This window comes from Paraburkholderia jirisanensis, assembly GCF_054782355.1.
Map to the genome: position 1 here is coordinate 1037868 of NZ_BAAGSQ010000025.1, position 14601 is coordinate 1052468.

General features: G+C 62.3%; 17 protein-coding genes. 3 read left to right on the forward strand and 14 right to left on the reverse strand.

Annotated elements, in window-relative coordinates; genetic code table 11:
- Window positions 1-7: 7 nt before the first annotated feature.
- The 9 genes from ACYVNQ_RS16270 to ACYVNQ_RS16310 all read right to left on the reverse strand — a co-directional run bounded on the left by ACYVNQ_RS16270 (window position 8) and on the right by ACYVNQ_RS16310 (window position 6663).
- Window positions 8-448: a PaaI family thioesterase gene (locus tag ACYVNQ_RS16270; RefSeq protein ID WP_460903522.1), complete on the reverse strand. Its 441-nt coding sequence runs from the start codon at window positions 446-448 to the stop codon at window positions 8-10.
- Between the two features lie 14 nt (window positions 449-462).
- The gene (locus ACYVNQ_RS16275) at window positions 463-1464 is read right to left on the reverse strand and encodes a zinc-binding dehydrogenase (RefSeq protein WP_460903523.1); all 1002 of its coding nucleotides are present in this window, start codon (window positions 1462-1464) and stop codon (window positions 463-465) included.
- A gap of 76 nt (window positions 1465-1540) precedes the next feature.
- Window positions 1541-2293, reverse strand: a complete 753-nt coding sequence (locus tag ACYVNQ_RS16280; protein ID WP_460903524.1) for an ABC transporter permease — start codon at window positions 2291-2293, stop codon at window positions 1541-1543.
- Between the two features lie 70 nt (window positions 2294-2363).
- Window positions 2364-3140: an ABC transporter ATP-binding protein gene (locus ACYVNQ_RS16285; RefSeq protein WP_460903525.1), complete on the reverse strand. Its 777-nt coding sequence runs from the start codon at window positions 3138-3140 to the stop codon at window positions 2364-2366.
- Window positions 3137-3883: a GntR family transcriptional regulator gene (locus ACYVNQ_RS16290; protein ID WP_460903526.1), complete on the reverse strand. Its 747-nt coding sequence runs from the start codon at window positions 3881-3883 to the stop codon at window positions 3137-3139. The genes ACYVNQ_RS16285 and ACYVNQ_RS16290 overlap by 4 nt, the downstream gene beginning before the upstream one ends.
- 180 nt (window positions 3884-4063) lie before the next feature.
- On the reverse strand, window positions 4064-5113 hold the full coding sequence (locus ACYVNQ_RS16295) for a porin (RefSeq protein ID WP_460903527.1): 1050 nt from the start codon (window positions 5111-5113) through the stop codon (window positions 4064-4066).
- 506 nt (window positions 5114-5619) lie between these two features.
- Complete coding sequence (locus tag ACYVNQ_RS16300; RefSeq protein WP_460903611.1) at window positions 5620-5880, reverse strand: hypothetical protein; 261 nt, start codon at window positions 5878-5880, stop codon at window positions 5620-5622.
- 38 nt (window positions 5881-5918) lie between these two features.
- Window positions 5919-6287 carry a nuclear transport factor 2 family protein gene (locus ACYVNQ_RS16305; protein WP_460903528.1) on the reverse strand — a complete coding sequence of 123 codons (369 nt, stop codon included), beginning with the start codon at window positions 6285-6287 and terminating at the stop codon, window positions 5919-5921.
- 100 nt (window positions 6288-6387) lie between these two features.
- Complete coding sequence (locus tag ACYVNQ_RS16310) at window positions 6388-6663, reverse strand: hypothetical protein (protein ID WP_460903529.1); 276 nt, start codon at window positions 6661-6663, stop codon at window positions 6388-6390.
- Between ACYVNQ_RS16310 and ACYVNQ_RS16315 the strand changes: the two genes are divergently transcribed.
- From ACYVNQ_RS16315 to flhC, 3 genes are all read left to right on the forward strand, one after another.
- Window positions 6662-7525 carry a helix-turn-helix domain-containing protein gene (locus ACYVNQ_RS16315; protein WP_460903530.1) on the forward strand — a complete coding sequence of 288 codons (864 nt, stop codon included), beginning with the start codon at window positions 6662-6664 and terminating at the stop codon, window positions 7523-7525. The genes ACYVNQ_RS16310 and ACYVNQ_RS16315 overlap by 2 nt on opposite strands.
- Window positions 7526-8156: 631 nt before the next feature.
- Window positions 8157-8477 (forward strand): flagellar transcriptional regulator FlhD, encoded by a 321-nt coding sequence (gene flhD / locus ACYVNQ_RS16320; RefSeq protein ID WP_460903531.1) that lies wholly within the window; start codon window positions 8157-8159, stop codon window positions 8475-8477.
- A gap of 14 nt (window positions 8478-8491) precedes the next feature.
- Window positions 8492-9124, forward strand: a complete 633-nt coding sequence (flhC, locus tag ACYVNQ_RS16325; RefSeq protein WP_460903532.1) for a flagellar transcriptional regulator FlhC — start codon at window positions 8492-8494, stop codon at window positions 9122-9124.
- 105 nt (window positions 9125-9229) lie between these two features.
- On the opposite strand, the gene ACYVNQ_RS16330 is transcribed toward flhC, so the two are convergent.
- From ACYVNQ_RS16330 to ACYVNQ_RS16350, 5 genes are all read right to left on the reverse strand, one after another.
- Window positions 9230-10561: an Nramp family divalent metal transporter gene (locus ACYVNQ_RS16330; RefSeq protein ID WP_460903533.1), complete on the reverse strand. Its 1332-nt coding sequence runs from the start codon at window positions 10559-10561 to the stop codon at window positions 9230-9232.
- 66 nt (window positions 10562-10627) lie between these two features.
- The gene (locus ACYVNQ_RS16335; RefSeq protein ID WP_460903534.1) at window positions 10628-11821 is read right to left on the reverse strand and encodes an acyl-CoA dehydrogenase family protein; all 1194 of its coding nucleotides are present in this window, start codon (window positions 11819-11821) and stop codon (window positions 10628-10630) included.
- The gene (locus tag ACYVNQ_RS16340) at window positions 11818-12663 is read right to left on the reverse strand and encodes a hypothetical protein (protein ID WP_460903535.1); all 846 of its coding nucleotides are present in this window, start codon (window positions 12661-12663) and stop codon (window positions 11818-11820) included. Before ACYVNQ_RS16340 ends, ACYVNQ_RS16335 begins: the two co-directional genes overlap by 4 nt.
- Before the next feature lie 25 nt (window positions 12664-12688).
- Complete coding sequence (locus ACYVNQ_RS16345) at window positions 12689-13345, reverse strand: methionine ABC transporter permease (RefSeq protein ID WP_460903536.1); 657 nt, start codon at window positions 13343-13345, stop codon at window positions 12689-12691.
- The gene (locus tag ACYVNQ_RS16350) at window positions 13338-14600 is read right to left on the reverse strand and encodes a methionine ABC transporter ATP-binding protein (protein ID WP_460903612.1); all 1263 of its coding nucleotides are present in this window, start codon (window positions 14598-14600) and stop codon (window positions 13338-13340) included. The genes ACYVNQ_RS16345 and ACYVNQ_RS16350 overlap by 8 nt, the downstream gene beginning before the upstream one ends.
- Window position 14601 lies beyond the last annotated feature (1 nt).

The following is a 14601-nucleotide window of genomic DNA, read 5'->3' on the forward strand; positions in this document are numbered from 1 at the left end:
ACGGCTGTCACGCCTTGGGTGCCGGTGCGGGAAGCGGCGCCGTCGAATAGACACCGCGGCCGCTCGCGAGCAGCACACCGGCCTCATCGAAAATCGACGCTTCCGCCACCGAGATCGAACTGCCGAATTTCACGACCTTGCCGCGCGCCACCAGGTCGCCGGGCATCGCGGCACGGTGATAGTCGACGCGCAGATCGATGGTCGGCACGCCTCGGCCGGTCTTCGAAACCAGCGCCCAATCGGCGGTCAGATCGACCAGTGCGGCCAGAATGCCGCCGTGCGTATAGCGGCGCTCCGGATTGACGACCCATTCCTCGCGCCATTTCGCGGCGATTTCGATTTCTCCGTCGCCGACGCTCACAACACGCAAACCCAGCCACTGGTGATAAGGGCCGCGCGCAATCAGTGCCTGCACTTCTTCGGCGGTAAGCTGTTTTGTTTCTGCCATAGCGGTCTCCGGGCTCAAGGCGTAACGACGATCTTGCCGAGCACTTCGCGATCGCGAATCATGCGCAGCCCCTCTGCCGCCTGTTCGAGCGGCAGCACCTTGTCGATCTGCACCGAGATTTTCTTCGTGCGGATCAGCTCCATCAGTGCCGACAGGTTGTCGTCATAGAAGCTGTTCGAGCCCTTCACCTGAAGTTCGAAACTCCAGATGTAGCGCAGGTCTTCTTTAGGATCGTGGCCGGCCGTCGCGCCGCACACGAGCAGGCTGCCGCCGCGCTTGATGCACTTCAGCGACGGAACCCACGTATCGCCGCCGGTGAAATTGATCACGACGTCGGCACCGCCTTCATAGCTGCGGCGTTGCGGCTTGCCGTATTTTTCGATCACCCACTTCGAGAAATCGACTTCCTTGTAGTTGATCACGTGGTCCGCGCCCAGCGCCTTTAGCCGCTCTGCCTTGTCCGCGCTGCCGGCGGCGGCCACCACTTCGGCGCCGAGCATCTTCGCCAGCACCACGCAGCCCGTGCCTACGCCACCGCTCGCGCCGAGAATCACGACGCGGTCGCCGGCCTTGATCGTGTTGTGCGTGACGATCATCCGATGCGCGGTACCGTAGGCGACCGGCAGCGACGCCGCTTCTTCGAACGTCACTTCATCCGGCATCGCGATCAGCTGGTCGGCTGAGACCAGACAGTACTCGGCCATCCCGCCGTCGAGCATTTCGCCCATCAGGCCTTTCTTCTTGTTGAGCGGATTCACCAGCACGCGGGCGCCTGCCTTCCAGCCTTCGACGTTGTCGCCCACTTCGGCGATCTCACCCGCCATGTCGAGCCCGATCACCACCGGTAGCGGCACCTTGATGCCAGGCATGCCGCGTACGGTGAACACATCGTGGTAATTGAACGACGACGCGCGCACGCGAATCACTACGTGGCCGGGGATGACTTTGGGGATCGGCTTGGTGCCGACTCTCAGCTTGTCGACATCGCCATGCTCGTCAAGTATCAGGGCCTTCATCGTACTGTCCATACGGATTCCTATATATAGAATCTATGAATAGATTCGGTTGCATTTACTTCCGCATGAGCGCTGATCAGCTCACGCGCTTTTTCCAGCGAAACAGATGGTTCTCGAGCGGCTTCAGAATGCCGTATTCGAGCAGCACCATCAGAAAGACCAGTGTCAGCGTCCACGCAAATACCTGGTCGGTCTGCACCAGATCGGCTGCCTGGCGCAGGCGGTAACCGACGCCGTTCGACGAACCGATCGTCTCGGCCACCAGCGATACCCGCCAGCCGAAACCGAATGCCAGCCGTGCGCCTGAGAAAAAGTACGGCAGCACGGTCGGCAGATAGATTTTCGTCATGACCTTGGCACGCGACATCTGAAAGCTGCGTGCCAGTTCGACGTATTCGGCGTTCACGCTTTGCGCGCCCTGCCAGACGTTGGTCAGGATCAGCGGCATGGCTTCCATGAACACCACGAAGATCGTCGTGCCGTTCGAGATGCCGAACCAGATCAGCGCGAAGATCGCCCAGATCGCAGCGGAAACCGTGTTGAGCACCGACAGCACCGGCTCGAAGAAATGGCCGAGCATGCGGTTCGAACCGAGCAGGATGCCCAGCGGCGTGCCGATCAGCGCGGCCAGCAGGAAGCCCGCTACCACCCGGTAAAGCGTGATGCCGAGATCCTCGCCGAAGGTGCCCGACGCGATCAGTTCGCGCAGTGCATCGAAAGTCTTGCCGACACCCGGCAGGATGAACGCCGGCACACGTTGCGCCGCGAGCCACCACAACACCAGAAAGACCACTACCAGCGACAGCCGCTGGCCGGCAACCCGAACCATTGCGCCTAATCGTGTGGCCTTGCGGGGCAACGCGGAACGCTCTGCGGGAAGAGACGACATCGCATAGTCCTTAGATAAGAGCGCGCACGCGGCGCACGGTTTCAGCGACGTCGGCCGCCAGCGGGTCGCGCGGCCGCGCGAGGTCGATCGGCAGCACGTCGCGCACGCGGCCCGGCCGCGGCCGCAACACGACGATGCGATCGGCCAGCACGATCGCCTCTTCGACGTCGTGCGTAACGAATACGACGGTCATCTTCAGTTGCTCGCGAATGCGCAGCAATTCCTGATGCATTTGCGAGCGCATCTGCGGGTCGAGCTTCGAGAACGGCTCGTCCATCAGCAGGATGTAAGGTTTCACGACGAGGCTGCGCGCCAGGGCCACACGGCTGCGCATGCCGCCTGAAAGCTCGTGCGGATACGCATGTTCGAAGCCTTCGAGGCCGGTCATCTTCAGCGCCTCGAGAGCACGTTCACGGCGTGTTTCCGCGCTCAACGAACCCGCCTCGAGTCCGAACTCCGCGTTGGCGATGATGGTCCGCCACGGCAGCAGCCGGTCTTCCTGAAACATGTAGCTGATGACACGCGTGTCCTGTGCCGGGCTCTGCGCCACCCCATCGATCTGCACACTGCCGCTGTCCGCCTGCACGAGGCCCGCGATAATGTTGAGCAGCGTGCTCTTGCCGCAGCCCGATGCCCCGACGATCGCCAGTACCGAACCAGCCGGCGCCGCGAGTGAAATGTCTTCGAGCACCGGCAGCTTGCCGTAATGCTTCGACACATGCGTGAGCTCGACCGCGTGACGCGCTGTCGGCGTCACCGGAACCGAGCGCATCGGCAACGCATTCATCGCGCCCCCCGTAGCGGCACGATCGGCGTGCCGGCATGCGTATCCCTGAGACTGGCCATGACTTTCTCCATGGTCATGTCGCGAAAGGTCGCGACGTGCCGGTAAGCGATCTGTTCCGCGCGGCGGCCATTGCCGCTTTCGAGGGCTTCGATCATCTTCGTGTGGTCGTGCCGGATCTCCGGCTTGGTGTTCTGCACGCCGAAACCCAATGCGACGAGCCGCTCCATTTCGTTCAGCAATCCACCGAGCATCTTGACGAGCCGGCTGTTGCCCGAGCTTTCGGCGATGGCCATATGAAAGGCGGCGTTAGCATCCATAAAAAGGCCGATACGGCTGCTGATGCCCAGCGACACGTCGTCGTTGCGGCAGGCACGCTCGAGACGCCGCAGCAGGTCGATATCCGCCTTGCCTGCGGCAAGCCGCGCGGAAAGCGGCTCCAGTTGCAGGCGCAGCGCGAACACTTCTTCGACGTCTTTCAGCGTGATTGGCCGCACCACGTAGCCTTGCCGCGGCACCGCACGCAGAAAACCCTCTTGTGCGAGGCGCTGCAGCGCGACGCGGCAAGTGGCCTTGCCGATGCCGTAACGCGCCATCAGCGCTGCTTCAGTCAAGGTCGCTGCGGGCTCGATCACGCACGACAGGATGTCCTGGCGGATCGCGGAACACGCGCGCTCGCTGAGCAGCTTGGCCTCGTTGGAACAATCGATCAACTGCACCGGCGGAGCGACTGCTGAGTCTTTCACAACACCTCTCCTTCTCTTGGTGAGCTGCTCACGAACATTACCTAAGCAGGCGTTGAGTTAACTTAGAACAGCCATAAAAAAATTGCACGCGAAAAAATGTGCGTATCTTAGGCTGCTCAGGCATAAGGAATTCATGTGTACGCTGCAGCATTCAAGCTGCTGTTATCGCAGCGCGCCCGGTCAGAAAAACTGCACAAAGCCCACTTGAGCGCCGGTGGTGCCTTCACCGCGCAACGGCGTGTTGGGCGTCGACGGGCCATTGCCCATCAGCGAGTACGTTGCACCATGACGGTTCACGAGGCGTGCGACCGTGCTGTAGATCAGCGTGCGCTTGCTGAGGTTGTAAAACGCGCCGACGCTCAGCTCGCCCGCGTTGTTGTTCTGCGCAGTGCTGTCCTGCACGTAGCCGATACCCGCAGTGAGACGCAGCGCCGGCGTGGCCATGTAGCCGGCCGATAGCTGGTACACGCTGTGATATTTTCCCTGCACGTTGGTGGTCAGATTCGAACCGAGGTTGTTGCCGCGATAGAACGCGAAGTACCCCGTCACGTCGCCAAACCGGTAGCTGCCGCCGGCGAAGGTCGTCTTCGTGTTGTTCTGGCCGTTGGCACCGTTCTGTTCCGCGTGGCTCACGCCGAGATAAAGCGGGCCGCGCTGATATTCGGCTGAACCGACGTACGCGTTCATGCTGTCGTGCGGCGAGGTCTGCCCGCCGAGACTGACGCCGGCCGAGAACGTAAAGCCCGCGATATTCGGCGACCAGTACGTGATCATGTTGTCGTAGCGGAACGAAAACGTCGACGTGTTGTGCAGGAGCGAACCGTAGGTGCCGCCGTTGAACGCGTCGAACTTGCTGTGCATCAGCAACAGCACGGAATTCTGCTTTCCGAAACGAACTTCGCCGTAATCGCTTGCGAGTCCCACCCACGCACTGCGGCTAAACGCGAGCGTGGAATCCGTCGACGCGCCGGTGTTGGTCAGAATGCCGTTTTCCAGATTGAAGGTTGCACGCAAGCCGCCGCCCAGGTTCTCGCTGCCTCGCAACCCCACACGGCTCGCGTAAAGGCCGCCGCTTTGCTCGCTGATCTGCGTGCCCTTGCCGCCTGCGTTCGCGTAGCCGACAGAGGTATCCAGAATCCCGTACAACGTGACTTCCGCACATGCGGGCTTTGCCAGCAGCGCGGCAAACATGAAGACCGCCGCTGAACCGCCCAGATAGCTTCTTTTCATTCTCGATTCACTCTCGTCAGGATTAAATATCGGATTGCTAAGAATATTGAATCGACAAGGGCGCTTATAAGGTTATTCGCTAGATGGAAAACCGATGTGCGACCCCTTCGCTACGCTCTTCTACGCTGACATGGTGAGATGCTCACCGTTGTCAGGTAGGCGTTTCGATGGGGCGAATTTAGAACGTAAAAAAAGTTTCGTACAAGCTAAATTTCAATTTGCCTCAGGCGTGAAATGCTCACGTAGGCCGCTTGCACAAGAACAGGATGATCGAAGAGCGTCGCTTTGATCGCCGTGACAACGGCTATTCACGCAGACACGACATCCTGTCTGCTCTGACATGGTGCGTCGCGAGTCTCTGATGCGCCAAATTCGGGAGCGCGAATTGAAAAGACGTGGGAGGAATAAGGGGGAGGATGGAGAAAAATCACTCGGACTAGCCGAGATTCGTTCCGGTGCTGTCGCGCATTCGCGAGCAGCCCAGAACTTGCGCGTGACGCGCTTCGTTATCTGAAACGACGCAACAACAGCCCTGTCTTGTCGGCCATCACGTGCGTGCAAAACCACCGGATCCAGCCAACCACCGCGAGCAGCACGAGCCCGGCGCCACCCAGCACCGGCTCGCGCCAGGCAACCAGCGCGATAAACATGAACACGCGAGCGCCTGCGAGCAGCGCGAAGCCGGCAATTGCGGCGCACAGCGCGTCGATCGCGCCCGACGCACGCGCAAATCTGGCGGCCGTGTGTGCGACATCGGACTCGTGCAACATCTTCTCTTCTCCTTATCAGTTGTTGCGGAGCGCGCTTACGCAGCGCCCGGTGCGCTATCGAGAAAACCGGTCACGTTCTGCAAACGGCCAGCTCCGTCGAGCACACCAAAATCGGAACCCTTGACGATCGAAATGCCTTCCGGAGTCGCCAGCTCCCACGAGAACCGCAGACGATCCGAAAAGCTGTCGACCGCCGTCGTACGCCGGAACGTATGGCGCGGAAAACGCTCATGTACCGCGCGAATCATCGCGTCGATACCGTCATGGCCGGCACCGGATAACAGCGGATCGACGTACGCCGCATCGTTTGCCCAAATCGCGGCAATCAATTGCCGGCGACGCTCGGCATCGGTTTCATTCCATGCATCGAAATAGCGGTCGATCAAAGCGGTATGTGCGTCCATCGCGAACTCCTTCATTGGGTTGAACTCGGGCGACACTCGCGAAGCAGCGTTTTGCGGTGTGTCCGGAATGAAGATTCGGCGATGCGCAGCAGCCTGTCGATTACGTGCGAGGTAATGCAATTGCGGCGGCCGGTTCGGCATGCGAGCCCGGATTTCGCGCGTTGCATGCAAGTTCAATATCAGGCCGCTCGCACTCCGGAATAACGGCGTACCGAAGTAACCGATGCACATAGAACACGCGGTCGAGCCGGTCTATTCCGCGGATCAGGCACGGCTCGCCGGATTCGCGCGTATCAGTTGTCCATACCGCCGCACGGCGCGCCATGACCTCCGAGGTAATAGAAACCCGGCACGCTTTAGCTATCATCGACACCATGAATACGATCTCGATCACTCACGAAGGGCAGCGGGGTGCATCCGCGTCGAGCCGCACGGTCGGCGACCTGTTGCGCGAATGGCGGCAGCGCCGCCGCATGAGCCAGCTGCTGCTCGCCGCCGAGGCCGAGATTTCGACACGGCATCTGAGCTTCGTCGAATCGGGGCGTGCGCTGCCGAGCCGAGAAATGCTGATGCATCTCGCGGAGCGGCTCGAGGTGCCGCTGCGGGCGCGCAACGCGTTGCTGGTCGCGGCGGGCTACGCACCGCTGTTTCGCGAGCGGCCGCTGTCGGACCCGCAATTGAACGCGGCGCGCGAGGCTGTCGAGATGGTGCTGAAAGGGCATGAGCCCTACCCGGCGCTGGCGATCGACCGGCACTGGACCCTCGTCGCAGCGAATCGGGCGCTGACCCCGCTGATTGCCGATGCGCAGCCCGCGCTGCTTGCGGCGCCGGTCAACGCGTTGCGGCTGAGCCTGCATCCGGACGGCATCGCACCGTCGATCGTCAACTGGCACAGCTGGCGCGCGCATCTGCTCGCGCGCCTGCAGCGGCAAATAGAAGTAAGCGGCGATGCGACGCTTGCCGCGCTTTATGAAGAACTTGTCGCGTATCCGCCGCCAGCCGGCGCCGGGCACGCCGCGCAGGACGAAAGCGCCGAGCTTAATCAGATCGCCGTGCCGCTGCGCCTGAAGACCACGCTCGGCGTGCTGTCGTTCTTCAGCACGACCACCGTGTTCGGCACGCCAGTCGACATCACACTGTCCGAACTCGCGATTGAAGCGTTCTTCCCAGCCGACGCACAGACCGCCGACGCGCTGCGGGAATTCGCCCAGCAGGCGGCAGGCAAGCCGCAGGACTAGCCACCGAACCAATTAGACAGAAACGGCTAAAACGCTTCGAAAAGATGCCTATCCCACATCTGTAAAAGCAGGGCTCTGCGCCTTCCAAAGCGCCACGTACGCGCGCACACCATGCAAATGTGCTGTTACACGTTACAAACTCACCCCTCTTGTAACAGTCATTGCGCATAACAGTTACAAATTCACCCAACCCGAAAGCCCACGGGATTACCCGCATTTTTTACCGCAAATTGAACATGCTTTCTTTTTCCTTTCTTAAAGAAAATTGCCGACGCAACTAATTCCAGGCCTCAACTCCGGTACTCGCCTGCTTTTCCAGGACCCTTATGTAGCAACACTTTCCGGGAATCGTCCAATGCCTTTTCGCGCTTTACGAACGACTATTACAGCGCCATGAAAAAGTTACCTGAATGGCGTGGAATTTAAGCGACATTTTTTTGAGAAAGGGATTGCATTCCTCCAGGCCTGTTCATACAATTCGCTCCAGGCTGTTACGAAATGTAACTCCTTGTATCAAAGAGCCGTCAGTTGTATCAGAGCGGCCGCTGTGCCGGAGGGGAGCCACCTCCGGACGAGGCAAAGACCATAAGGCAGGAAATGCCGAAACAATCGGGGCTTCGGGAACGAAAAAATGGACCGTAGCAGCGAGACGCTGGAATCAATCCGCGAGATTAATCTGTCGTACATCATGCTTGCGCAACGTATGTTGCGTGAGGACAAGCCAGTCGGCATGTTCCGTCTGGGCCTGTCGTCGGAATTGGCCGACTTGCTTTCTGGTCTGTCTCTCGCGCAGATCGTGAAGCTGGCCTCTTCCGACCAGCTTTTATGTTTCTTCCGCTTCAACGACCACTCGATGTTGTCGGCGTTGACGCAGACGGCCAAGCACGCTGAAGTCGCGTCGACGCACGCGGCGATTCTGCTTGCAGGCCAGCCTGCCGAGCAGTTTGCTTAACTGAGAGAACTGCGATGCAGAAGAAAAGCCTGACCGAAGACGCGCAGGAAGTATTCCGCGCCATCGCGCTGATCGAACTCGGCGCGCGCATGCAAGTGCTGGAAAGCGAACTGACGCTTTCGCGCGACCGGATGATTCGCCTTTATCGCGAGGTAAAGGGCGTATCGCCGCCGAAAGGCATGCTGCCGTTTTCGGCAGACTGGTACATGACGTGGCTGGCGAACATTCATGCGTCGCTGTTCTACAACACGTACCAGTTTCTGAAGAACGAGGCGCACTGCTCGCACCTCGATGCGTTGACCAAGGGTTACCGGCTGTATCTGGAGCACTGCCGTCACACACAGAGCGAACCGGTTCTCGACTTGACGCGTGCATGGACGCTGGTGCGCTTCTTCGACGCGGACATCCTGCAACTGACGCGTTGCTGCCGTTGTAGCGGCAAGTTCGTCGCGCATCGTCACGACCTGCAGAACAATGTCGTGTGCGGCGCATGCCAGCCGCCGTCGCGCGCCGGCAAGACGAAGAAAGCGGCCGCGGCGAAGCAGGAAATCGAAGCGGTGCAGCTTGAGGCGCACAGCCGTGAAGCTCAGGAAGCTGCTGAAGTGATCGAAGCTGCGCGAGCGGAACCGACACCGCTGGCCGCCTGAAGTCCGCGTCTGAAGTCCGCGTTTTACACTCGCCTGCCCATTTTTCGTTGCCCTCCCGGTTGACGGCATTGCCGCCAGCCCGGGTCAGGCAAACCGGCTTCGGTACTAGCTGCCCCACTCCGTCACCGTCTGCACGACAAGCCAGATATTCGCGGCGCTGATCACCACGAACAGCGCCCACGCGGCCACGCGCGTCACCAGCTTGTTGGCGAATTCGCCCATCAGCTTGCGGTCGCTGGTCATGCGGATCAGCGGATACAGAGCAAACGGCAGTTGCAGGCTCAGCACCACCTGGCTTGCCACCAGCAGCTTGCCTACTGCCCCGTTGCCGAGCAGCTGAATGCCGATCAGTGCCGGAATCAGCGCCAGCCCACGCGTGATCAGACGCCGCTGCCAGCACGGAATACTCAGCTTCAGAAAGCCTTCCATGATCACCTGCCCCGCCACGGTGCCGGTGAACGTCGAGCTTTGTCCCGATGCGAGCAGCGTGATTGCAAACAGCACAGCGGCAAGCCCGGTGCCGACCACGGGTGCCAGCAGCCGGTATGCGTCTTCGATATCGGTCACCTGGTTGTGGCCGGTGGCGTGAAATGCCGCGCCGGCCAGAATCAGAATCGCCGCGTTGATCAGCAGCGCCAGCATCAGCGAAGCGATCGTATCGATGCGCGACATCTTGATCGCCGAGCCGATGCCTTGCGAGTTACGCTTGACCGCCCGCGTCTGCACCACCGACGAGTGCAGATACAGGTTATGCGGCATCACCGTCGCGCCAAGAATGCCGATCGCCAGATAGAGCGGCTCACGGCCGCTGAGCACGGAGAGCGACGGCACGAGCCCTTGCGCAACTGCGGACCAGGCCGGTTTGACGAGCGCCAGCTCGATGATGTAACCGATACCAATGGTTGCAATCAGCGCCAGCATGATCGCTTCGAGGTCGCGAAAGTTCTTGCCCTGCAGGCCGAGCACGATCAACGTATCGAGCGCAGTGAGCAGCACGCCGGAAGTCAGCGACATCTTGAACAGCAGGTGGAACGCAAGCGCACCGCCGAGCACTTCGGCAAGGTCGCACGCGACGATCGATAGTTCTGCGAGCAGCCATTGCACGCGCGCGACGCCCGGCGAGTAACGGTCGCGCGACAGTTGCGCCAGATCCCTGCCGGTTGCAATGCCCAGACGCATGCTCAGACATTGCAGCACCATCGCGGCGACGCTCGACAGCACGACCACAAACAACAGGCTGTAGCCGTAACGCGAGCCGGCCTCGATGTCGGTCGCCCAGTTGCCCGGGTCCATGTAACCGATCGACACGAGCAGGCCGGGGCCCGCGAACTGCATGATGCGCTTCCAGAACGGTGCGCCGGGCGTGACGACGACGGACCCCTGCACTTCGGCAGGGCAAAACGGAGCGGTAGCGGTAGTGGGAAGTTTGAACTGCAAAGCCGGTGGCCCTCGATCCAGGTTGATGCCGCAGCCGCACAGCCAACCCGTACGCCCCCGACTCCCTCAAGTGTACAAAGAAACTTCCGGCAGTGTCCCTAGAAGCGCATAGCGCCCGATATCACGTACCCGGTAGTCGAGCGGATCGTGCAAGGTGTGCACGCGTGCGTTGCGCCAGAAACGATCGAGCGCGAGACCTGCGCCGGTGGCGCGCGCGCCGCACGCATCGAACAGCGCTTCGCTAACCTCGAGCGACGCGCGATGCGCGAACACCTTGGCCTCGGACGTTGCGAGCGCAACCTGTGCGCGTTGCTCGGCCGCGAGTGCGCCGCCCTTCTGCCAGGCGGCGTCGAGCGCGAGTGCGGCACGATCGGCCATGGCTTCGGCGCCGATTGCCTTTAGCCGCATTTCGCCGAAGCGCTGGATCATATAAGGATCGTCGACTGCACGCGCGACGCCCGAATTGATCCATGGCCGGCCATTCTGCGTGACGAACTGGCGGGCTTCCTCCAGCGCGCCGAACGCGATGCCGACGAACAGGTTGGTCAGCACCATCTGCGCGACCAGCGTGCGCAGCGTCGCGCGCGGCGTTTCCGGGCGGTGCATCACTTCGTGCGCCGCGAGCGAAACGCCGTCGAACGACACGCTGCCGCTATCGGTCTGGCGCTGCCCGATCGGGTCCCAGTCTTCGTTGACGGTGATACCGGCGCGCGTGGTCGGTACGATGCCGAAAACCGGTTTGCTGCTCGACGGGTCGTGTGCGGACAGCGTCATCATCTGCGAGCCGCGGGTTCCTGAGCAAAAGCCTTTGACGCCATCGAGACGGTAGCCGCCGTCGCCGGCTGCGGTGACGGTCAGCCGCGGGTCGAGCGGATTGATCGCGTTGCCCCACCACCAGCGCTCGTCGACGGTTGCGCGCAGATAACGCGCGCGTTGCTCGTCGCTGGCCCACAGGTCGACGCTTGCGACCTGCAGAAACTGGAAGCCCAGCAGATGCGCCAGCGCCGCATCGACCGCGGCCAGCATGCGCACCGTGCGATATGCGTCGAACCAGCCGGCGCCGGCGCCGCCGAATTCGCGCGGCACCGTCAGCGTGAGCAGGCCGGCATCGGCGATCCACTGTTTTTCCTGCGCCGCGTGGCCGCCCGCGGCATCGCGCGCCGCCGCGCTAGCGCGCAGCGCGTCGACCAGCGCGGTCAGATCGGTTGCCGGTGCGCTCGCGTCTGTGCGCTGCTGTGTCGGCCTGTAAGCGTCGTTCATGCGTTCTCCGTCGACCTTCGCGTCGAAAGCGACACGAGTGCCGACAGTTTAGCGGGATCGCGTCCGGTCAGGCGTGCCAGCATCTCGCGCCGCCAGTCGTCATAGATTGCGGGGTATGCGTCGATGTCCGCGCCGAATACGTGCGCGGTATGCGCGTATTCGTCATGCAGATACGCGTCCAGACGCTGTTGCAGCGCGTCGTCGGCTGCGAGTACCCGGTCGATCAGCGCTTCGCGCGCGCGGCCCGACGTGCTGGCCAGCCGCGTGCGCCACCATTCGATGATTTGCACGCGGTGCCATTCCTCGTCGGGCCGGATGCGATTTTCGCCGTGCTCGCGCATCGCGGGGTCGGCGATGGTGCCCGTTTTACGCTGGATCCATAGCTTCGCGAGGATGTGCAGTTCGTAGTGCCACTCGAACGCGAGGAAGCCGGCGAGGTCTGCCACTGCCAGATCACCGATCCGCTGCCAATGCTCGGCGACACGCCGCTCGATCGCGGGCAGCGGATCGACCGACGTCAACGCGACGATACGCTCGCGCGCCAGCACCGCATGCGCGCCGTCGTCGCCGAGCTGGCGCGCGAGGATCAGCTGGAAATGCGGGTCGTCGGCGAACAGCGTATCGATTGCGCGCGCAACGACCTGTACGATGAACAGATCGTGCGCCGCCATGCGCGTGTAGTAATCGCACACCGCCTCGAGTTCGGCGGCACTCTGCGGCGCACGCGGCGCAACTGCGAGTCGCTCGGGAAATGCCGGTACGTGACGGCGCGCAACCTGCAGAAACAGACGTTCCTCGAACTCCGCATTCCATTGCGGCGGGTTCCATGCTTGGGTGGTCATAGCGGATTGGCCAAAGGAAGGAAATTCAGGCGCGGCGCGACAGTCGACGCACCAGCCAGTCGCCGGTGAACTGCACGGCCGTCACGATGACGATCAGCAGCACGATGACGGTCACCATCACGGTGGTATCGAAACGCTGATAGCCGTAGCGAATCGCCAGATCGCCGAGCCCGCCGGCGCCAACCACGCCCGCCATCGCCGATGAGCCGATCATAGCGACCACCGTGATCGTGAAGCCGCCCAGAATGCCCGGCAGCGCTTCCGGCAGCAGCACGTGGCGAATGATGTGACGGCGTTGCGCACCCATCGCCTGTGCGGCTTCGATCAGGCCGCGGTCCACTTCGCGCAGGCTCACTTCCGCGATGCGGGCGAAAAATGGAGTCGCGGCGATGCTCAATGGCACGATGGCGGCCCATACGCCGATCGTCGTGCCGACAACCAGCCGCGTCAGCGGCAGCAACGCGACCAGCAGGATGATGAATGGCGTCGAACGGAACGCGTTCACCAGCGAGCCGAGCGTCGTGTTCAGCGCGCGGCGTTCGTAGATGCCGCCGCGTGTGGTCGCAACCAGCACCAGCGCAAGCGGAATGCCCAGCAGCAGCGCGACCAGTGCCGAGATGCCGACCATCAGCACGGTGTCGCCGATCGCACCCCACAGCTCGGAAAGCCACAGATCAGACATAGCCCAGCACCTCGACCCGGTTTGCGTAGGCACGGGCTGCGTCGGCCAGCGCGGCGATTTGCGTGTGCCATGCGCCGACGGTATGGACAGCGGACACCTCGGATGTATCGCGTGAGTCTGACGCATCGCGTGCTTCAGATGCATTACTTGCCGCGCCGCCGCGCAATTGCGCGGAGACGACCAGCCGCCCTTGCGCGCGCCCCTGAATCCTGTCGATACCGCCATGCACGAAACTCACGTGCGCACGCGTGCCGCCGAGCGCTTGCGCAAGCGCGGCCAGATCCGGCTCGCGGCCGTCCGCGCCGGTATAGCGCACGTCGAACAGCACTGCGGCGCCAGGCAGCGGCGCGCGGTCGAGCGGCTGCATGCGTGCGGCCAGATCGGCTGGCAAATCGTGCACCAGCGGGCGCAACAATGCGCGCGTCGCATCGTGTTGCGGATCGCCGAACACGCGCCACACCGGGCCGGTTTCAACCACCGTGCCGCGTTCGAGCACGGCCACGCTGTCGCATACTTCGCGGATCACCGCCATCTCATGCGTGATCAGCACGATGGTCGGCTTGAGGCGCCGGTTGATGTCGCGCAATAGCGCAAGGATCGACTGGGTGGTTTCCGGATCGAGCGCGGAAGTGGCCTCGTCGCACAGCAGGATGTCCGGATCGTGCACCAGCGCGCGCGCTATGCCCACGCGCTGCTTCTGCCCGCCGGACAATTGCGCCGGATACGCGTCGCGGCGCGCCGTGAGGCCGACAACCTCCAGCAGTTCGCTAACCTTCGCATCGATCGCGGCCTTGCGCACGCCGGCGATCTTCAACGGCAGCCCGATGTTCTCGCTCACGGTCTTCGCGGAGAGCAGATTGAAATGCTGAAACACCATGCCGATGCGTCGCCGCAACGCGACTAGCGCACGTTCGTCGAGCGCGCCTACGTCGACACCATGCACGCGCACCGTGCCGGAGGTCGGCTTCTCGAGACCGTTGACGAGGCGCAGCAGCGTCGACTTCCCTGCGCCGCTGCGTCCGATGATGCCGAATACCTCGCCGCGCGCGACGCTTAGATCGACTTTGTCGAGCGCCGCGGTACCGCCCGCCGGATTGGCAGCCTTGTTTTGCTTCGCATCGCCGAAAATCTTGCCAATGCTGTCGAAGATCACCGCGGGCGCCGCCAGATCGCCCGCCGCCTCACTGGAACGCTGGGTTGGCACGGGCACGGACACGGGTTCGACGAAGCGCGCCATATCGAGCAGATTGCTCATC

What these genes read in the sequence shown, in the direction of transcription:
- ACYVNQ_RS16270 (WP_460903522.1), bottom strand. Translation starts at nt 448, where the DNA reads ATGGCAGAAACAAAACAGCTTACCGCCGAAGAAGTGCAGGCACTGATT.
- ACYVNQ_RS16275 (WP_460903523.1), bottom strand. Translation starts at nt 1,464, where the DNA reads ATGAAGGCCCTGATACTTGACGAGCATGGCGATGTCGACAAGCTGAGA.
- ACYVNQ_RS16280 (WP_460903524.1), bottom strand. Translation starts at nt 2,293, where the DNA reads ATGGTTCGGGTTGCCGGCCAGCGGCTGTCGCTGGTAGTGGTCTTTCTG.
- ACYVNQ_RS16285 (WP_460903525.1), bottom strand. Translation starts at nt 3,140, where the DNA reads ATGAATGCGTTGCCGATGCGCTCGGTTCCGGTGACGCCGACAGCGCGT.
- ACYVNQ_RS16295 (WP_460903527.1), bottom strand. Translation starts at nt 5,113, where the DNA reads ATGAAAAGAAGCTATCTGGGCGGTTCAGCGGCGGTCTTCATGTTTGCC.
- ACYVNQ_RS16305 (WP_460903528.1), bottom strand. Translation starts at nt 6,287, where the DNA reads ATGGACGCACATACCGCTTTGATCGACCGCTATTTCGATGCATGGAAT.
- ACYVNQ_RS16315 (WP_460903530.1), top strand. Translation starts at nt 6,662, where the DNA reads ATGAATACGATCTCGATCACTCACGAAGGGCAGCGGGGTGCATCCGCG.
- ACYVNQ_RS16310 (WP_460903529.1), bottom strand. Translation starts at nt 6,663, where the DNA reads ATGGTGTCGATGATAGCTAAAGCGTGCCGGGTTTCTATTACCTCGGAG.
- flhD (WP_460903531.1), top strand. Translation starts at nt 8,157, where the DNA reads ATGGACCGTAGCAGCGAGACGCTGGAATCAATCCGCGAGATTAATCTG.
- flhC (WP_460903532.1), top strand. Translation starts at nt 8,492, where the DNA reads ATGCAGAAGAAAAGCCTGACCGAAGACGCGCAGGAAGTATTCCGCGCC.
- ACYVNQ_RS16335 (WP_460903534.1), bottom strand. Translation starts at nt 11,821, where the DNA reads ATGAACGACGCTTACAGGCCGACACAGCAGCGCACAGACGCGAGCGCA.
- ACYVNQ_RS16340 (WP_460903535.1), bottom strand. Translation starts at nt 12,663, where the DNA reads ATGACCACCCAAGCATGGAACCCGCCGCAATGGAATGCGGAGTTCGAG.
- ACYVNQ_RS16345 (WP_460903536.1), bottom strand. Translation starts at nt 13,345, where the DNA reads ATGTCTGATCTGTGGCTTTCCGAGCTGTGGGGTGCGATCGGCGACACC.
- ACYVNQ_RS16350 (WP_460903612.1), bottom strand. Translation starts at nt 14,600, where the DNA reads ATGAGCAATCTGCTCGATATGGCGCGCTTCGTCGAACCCGTGTCCGTG.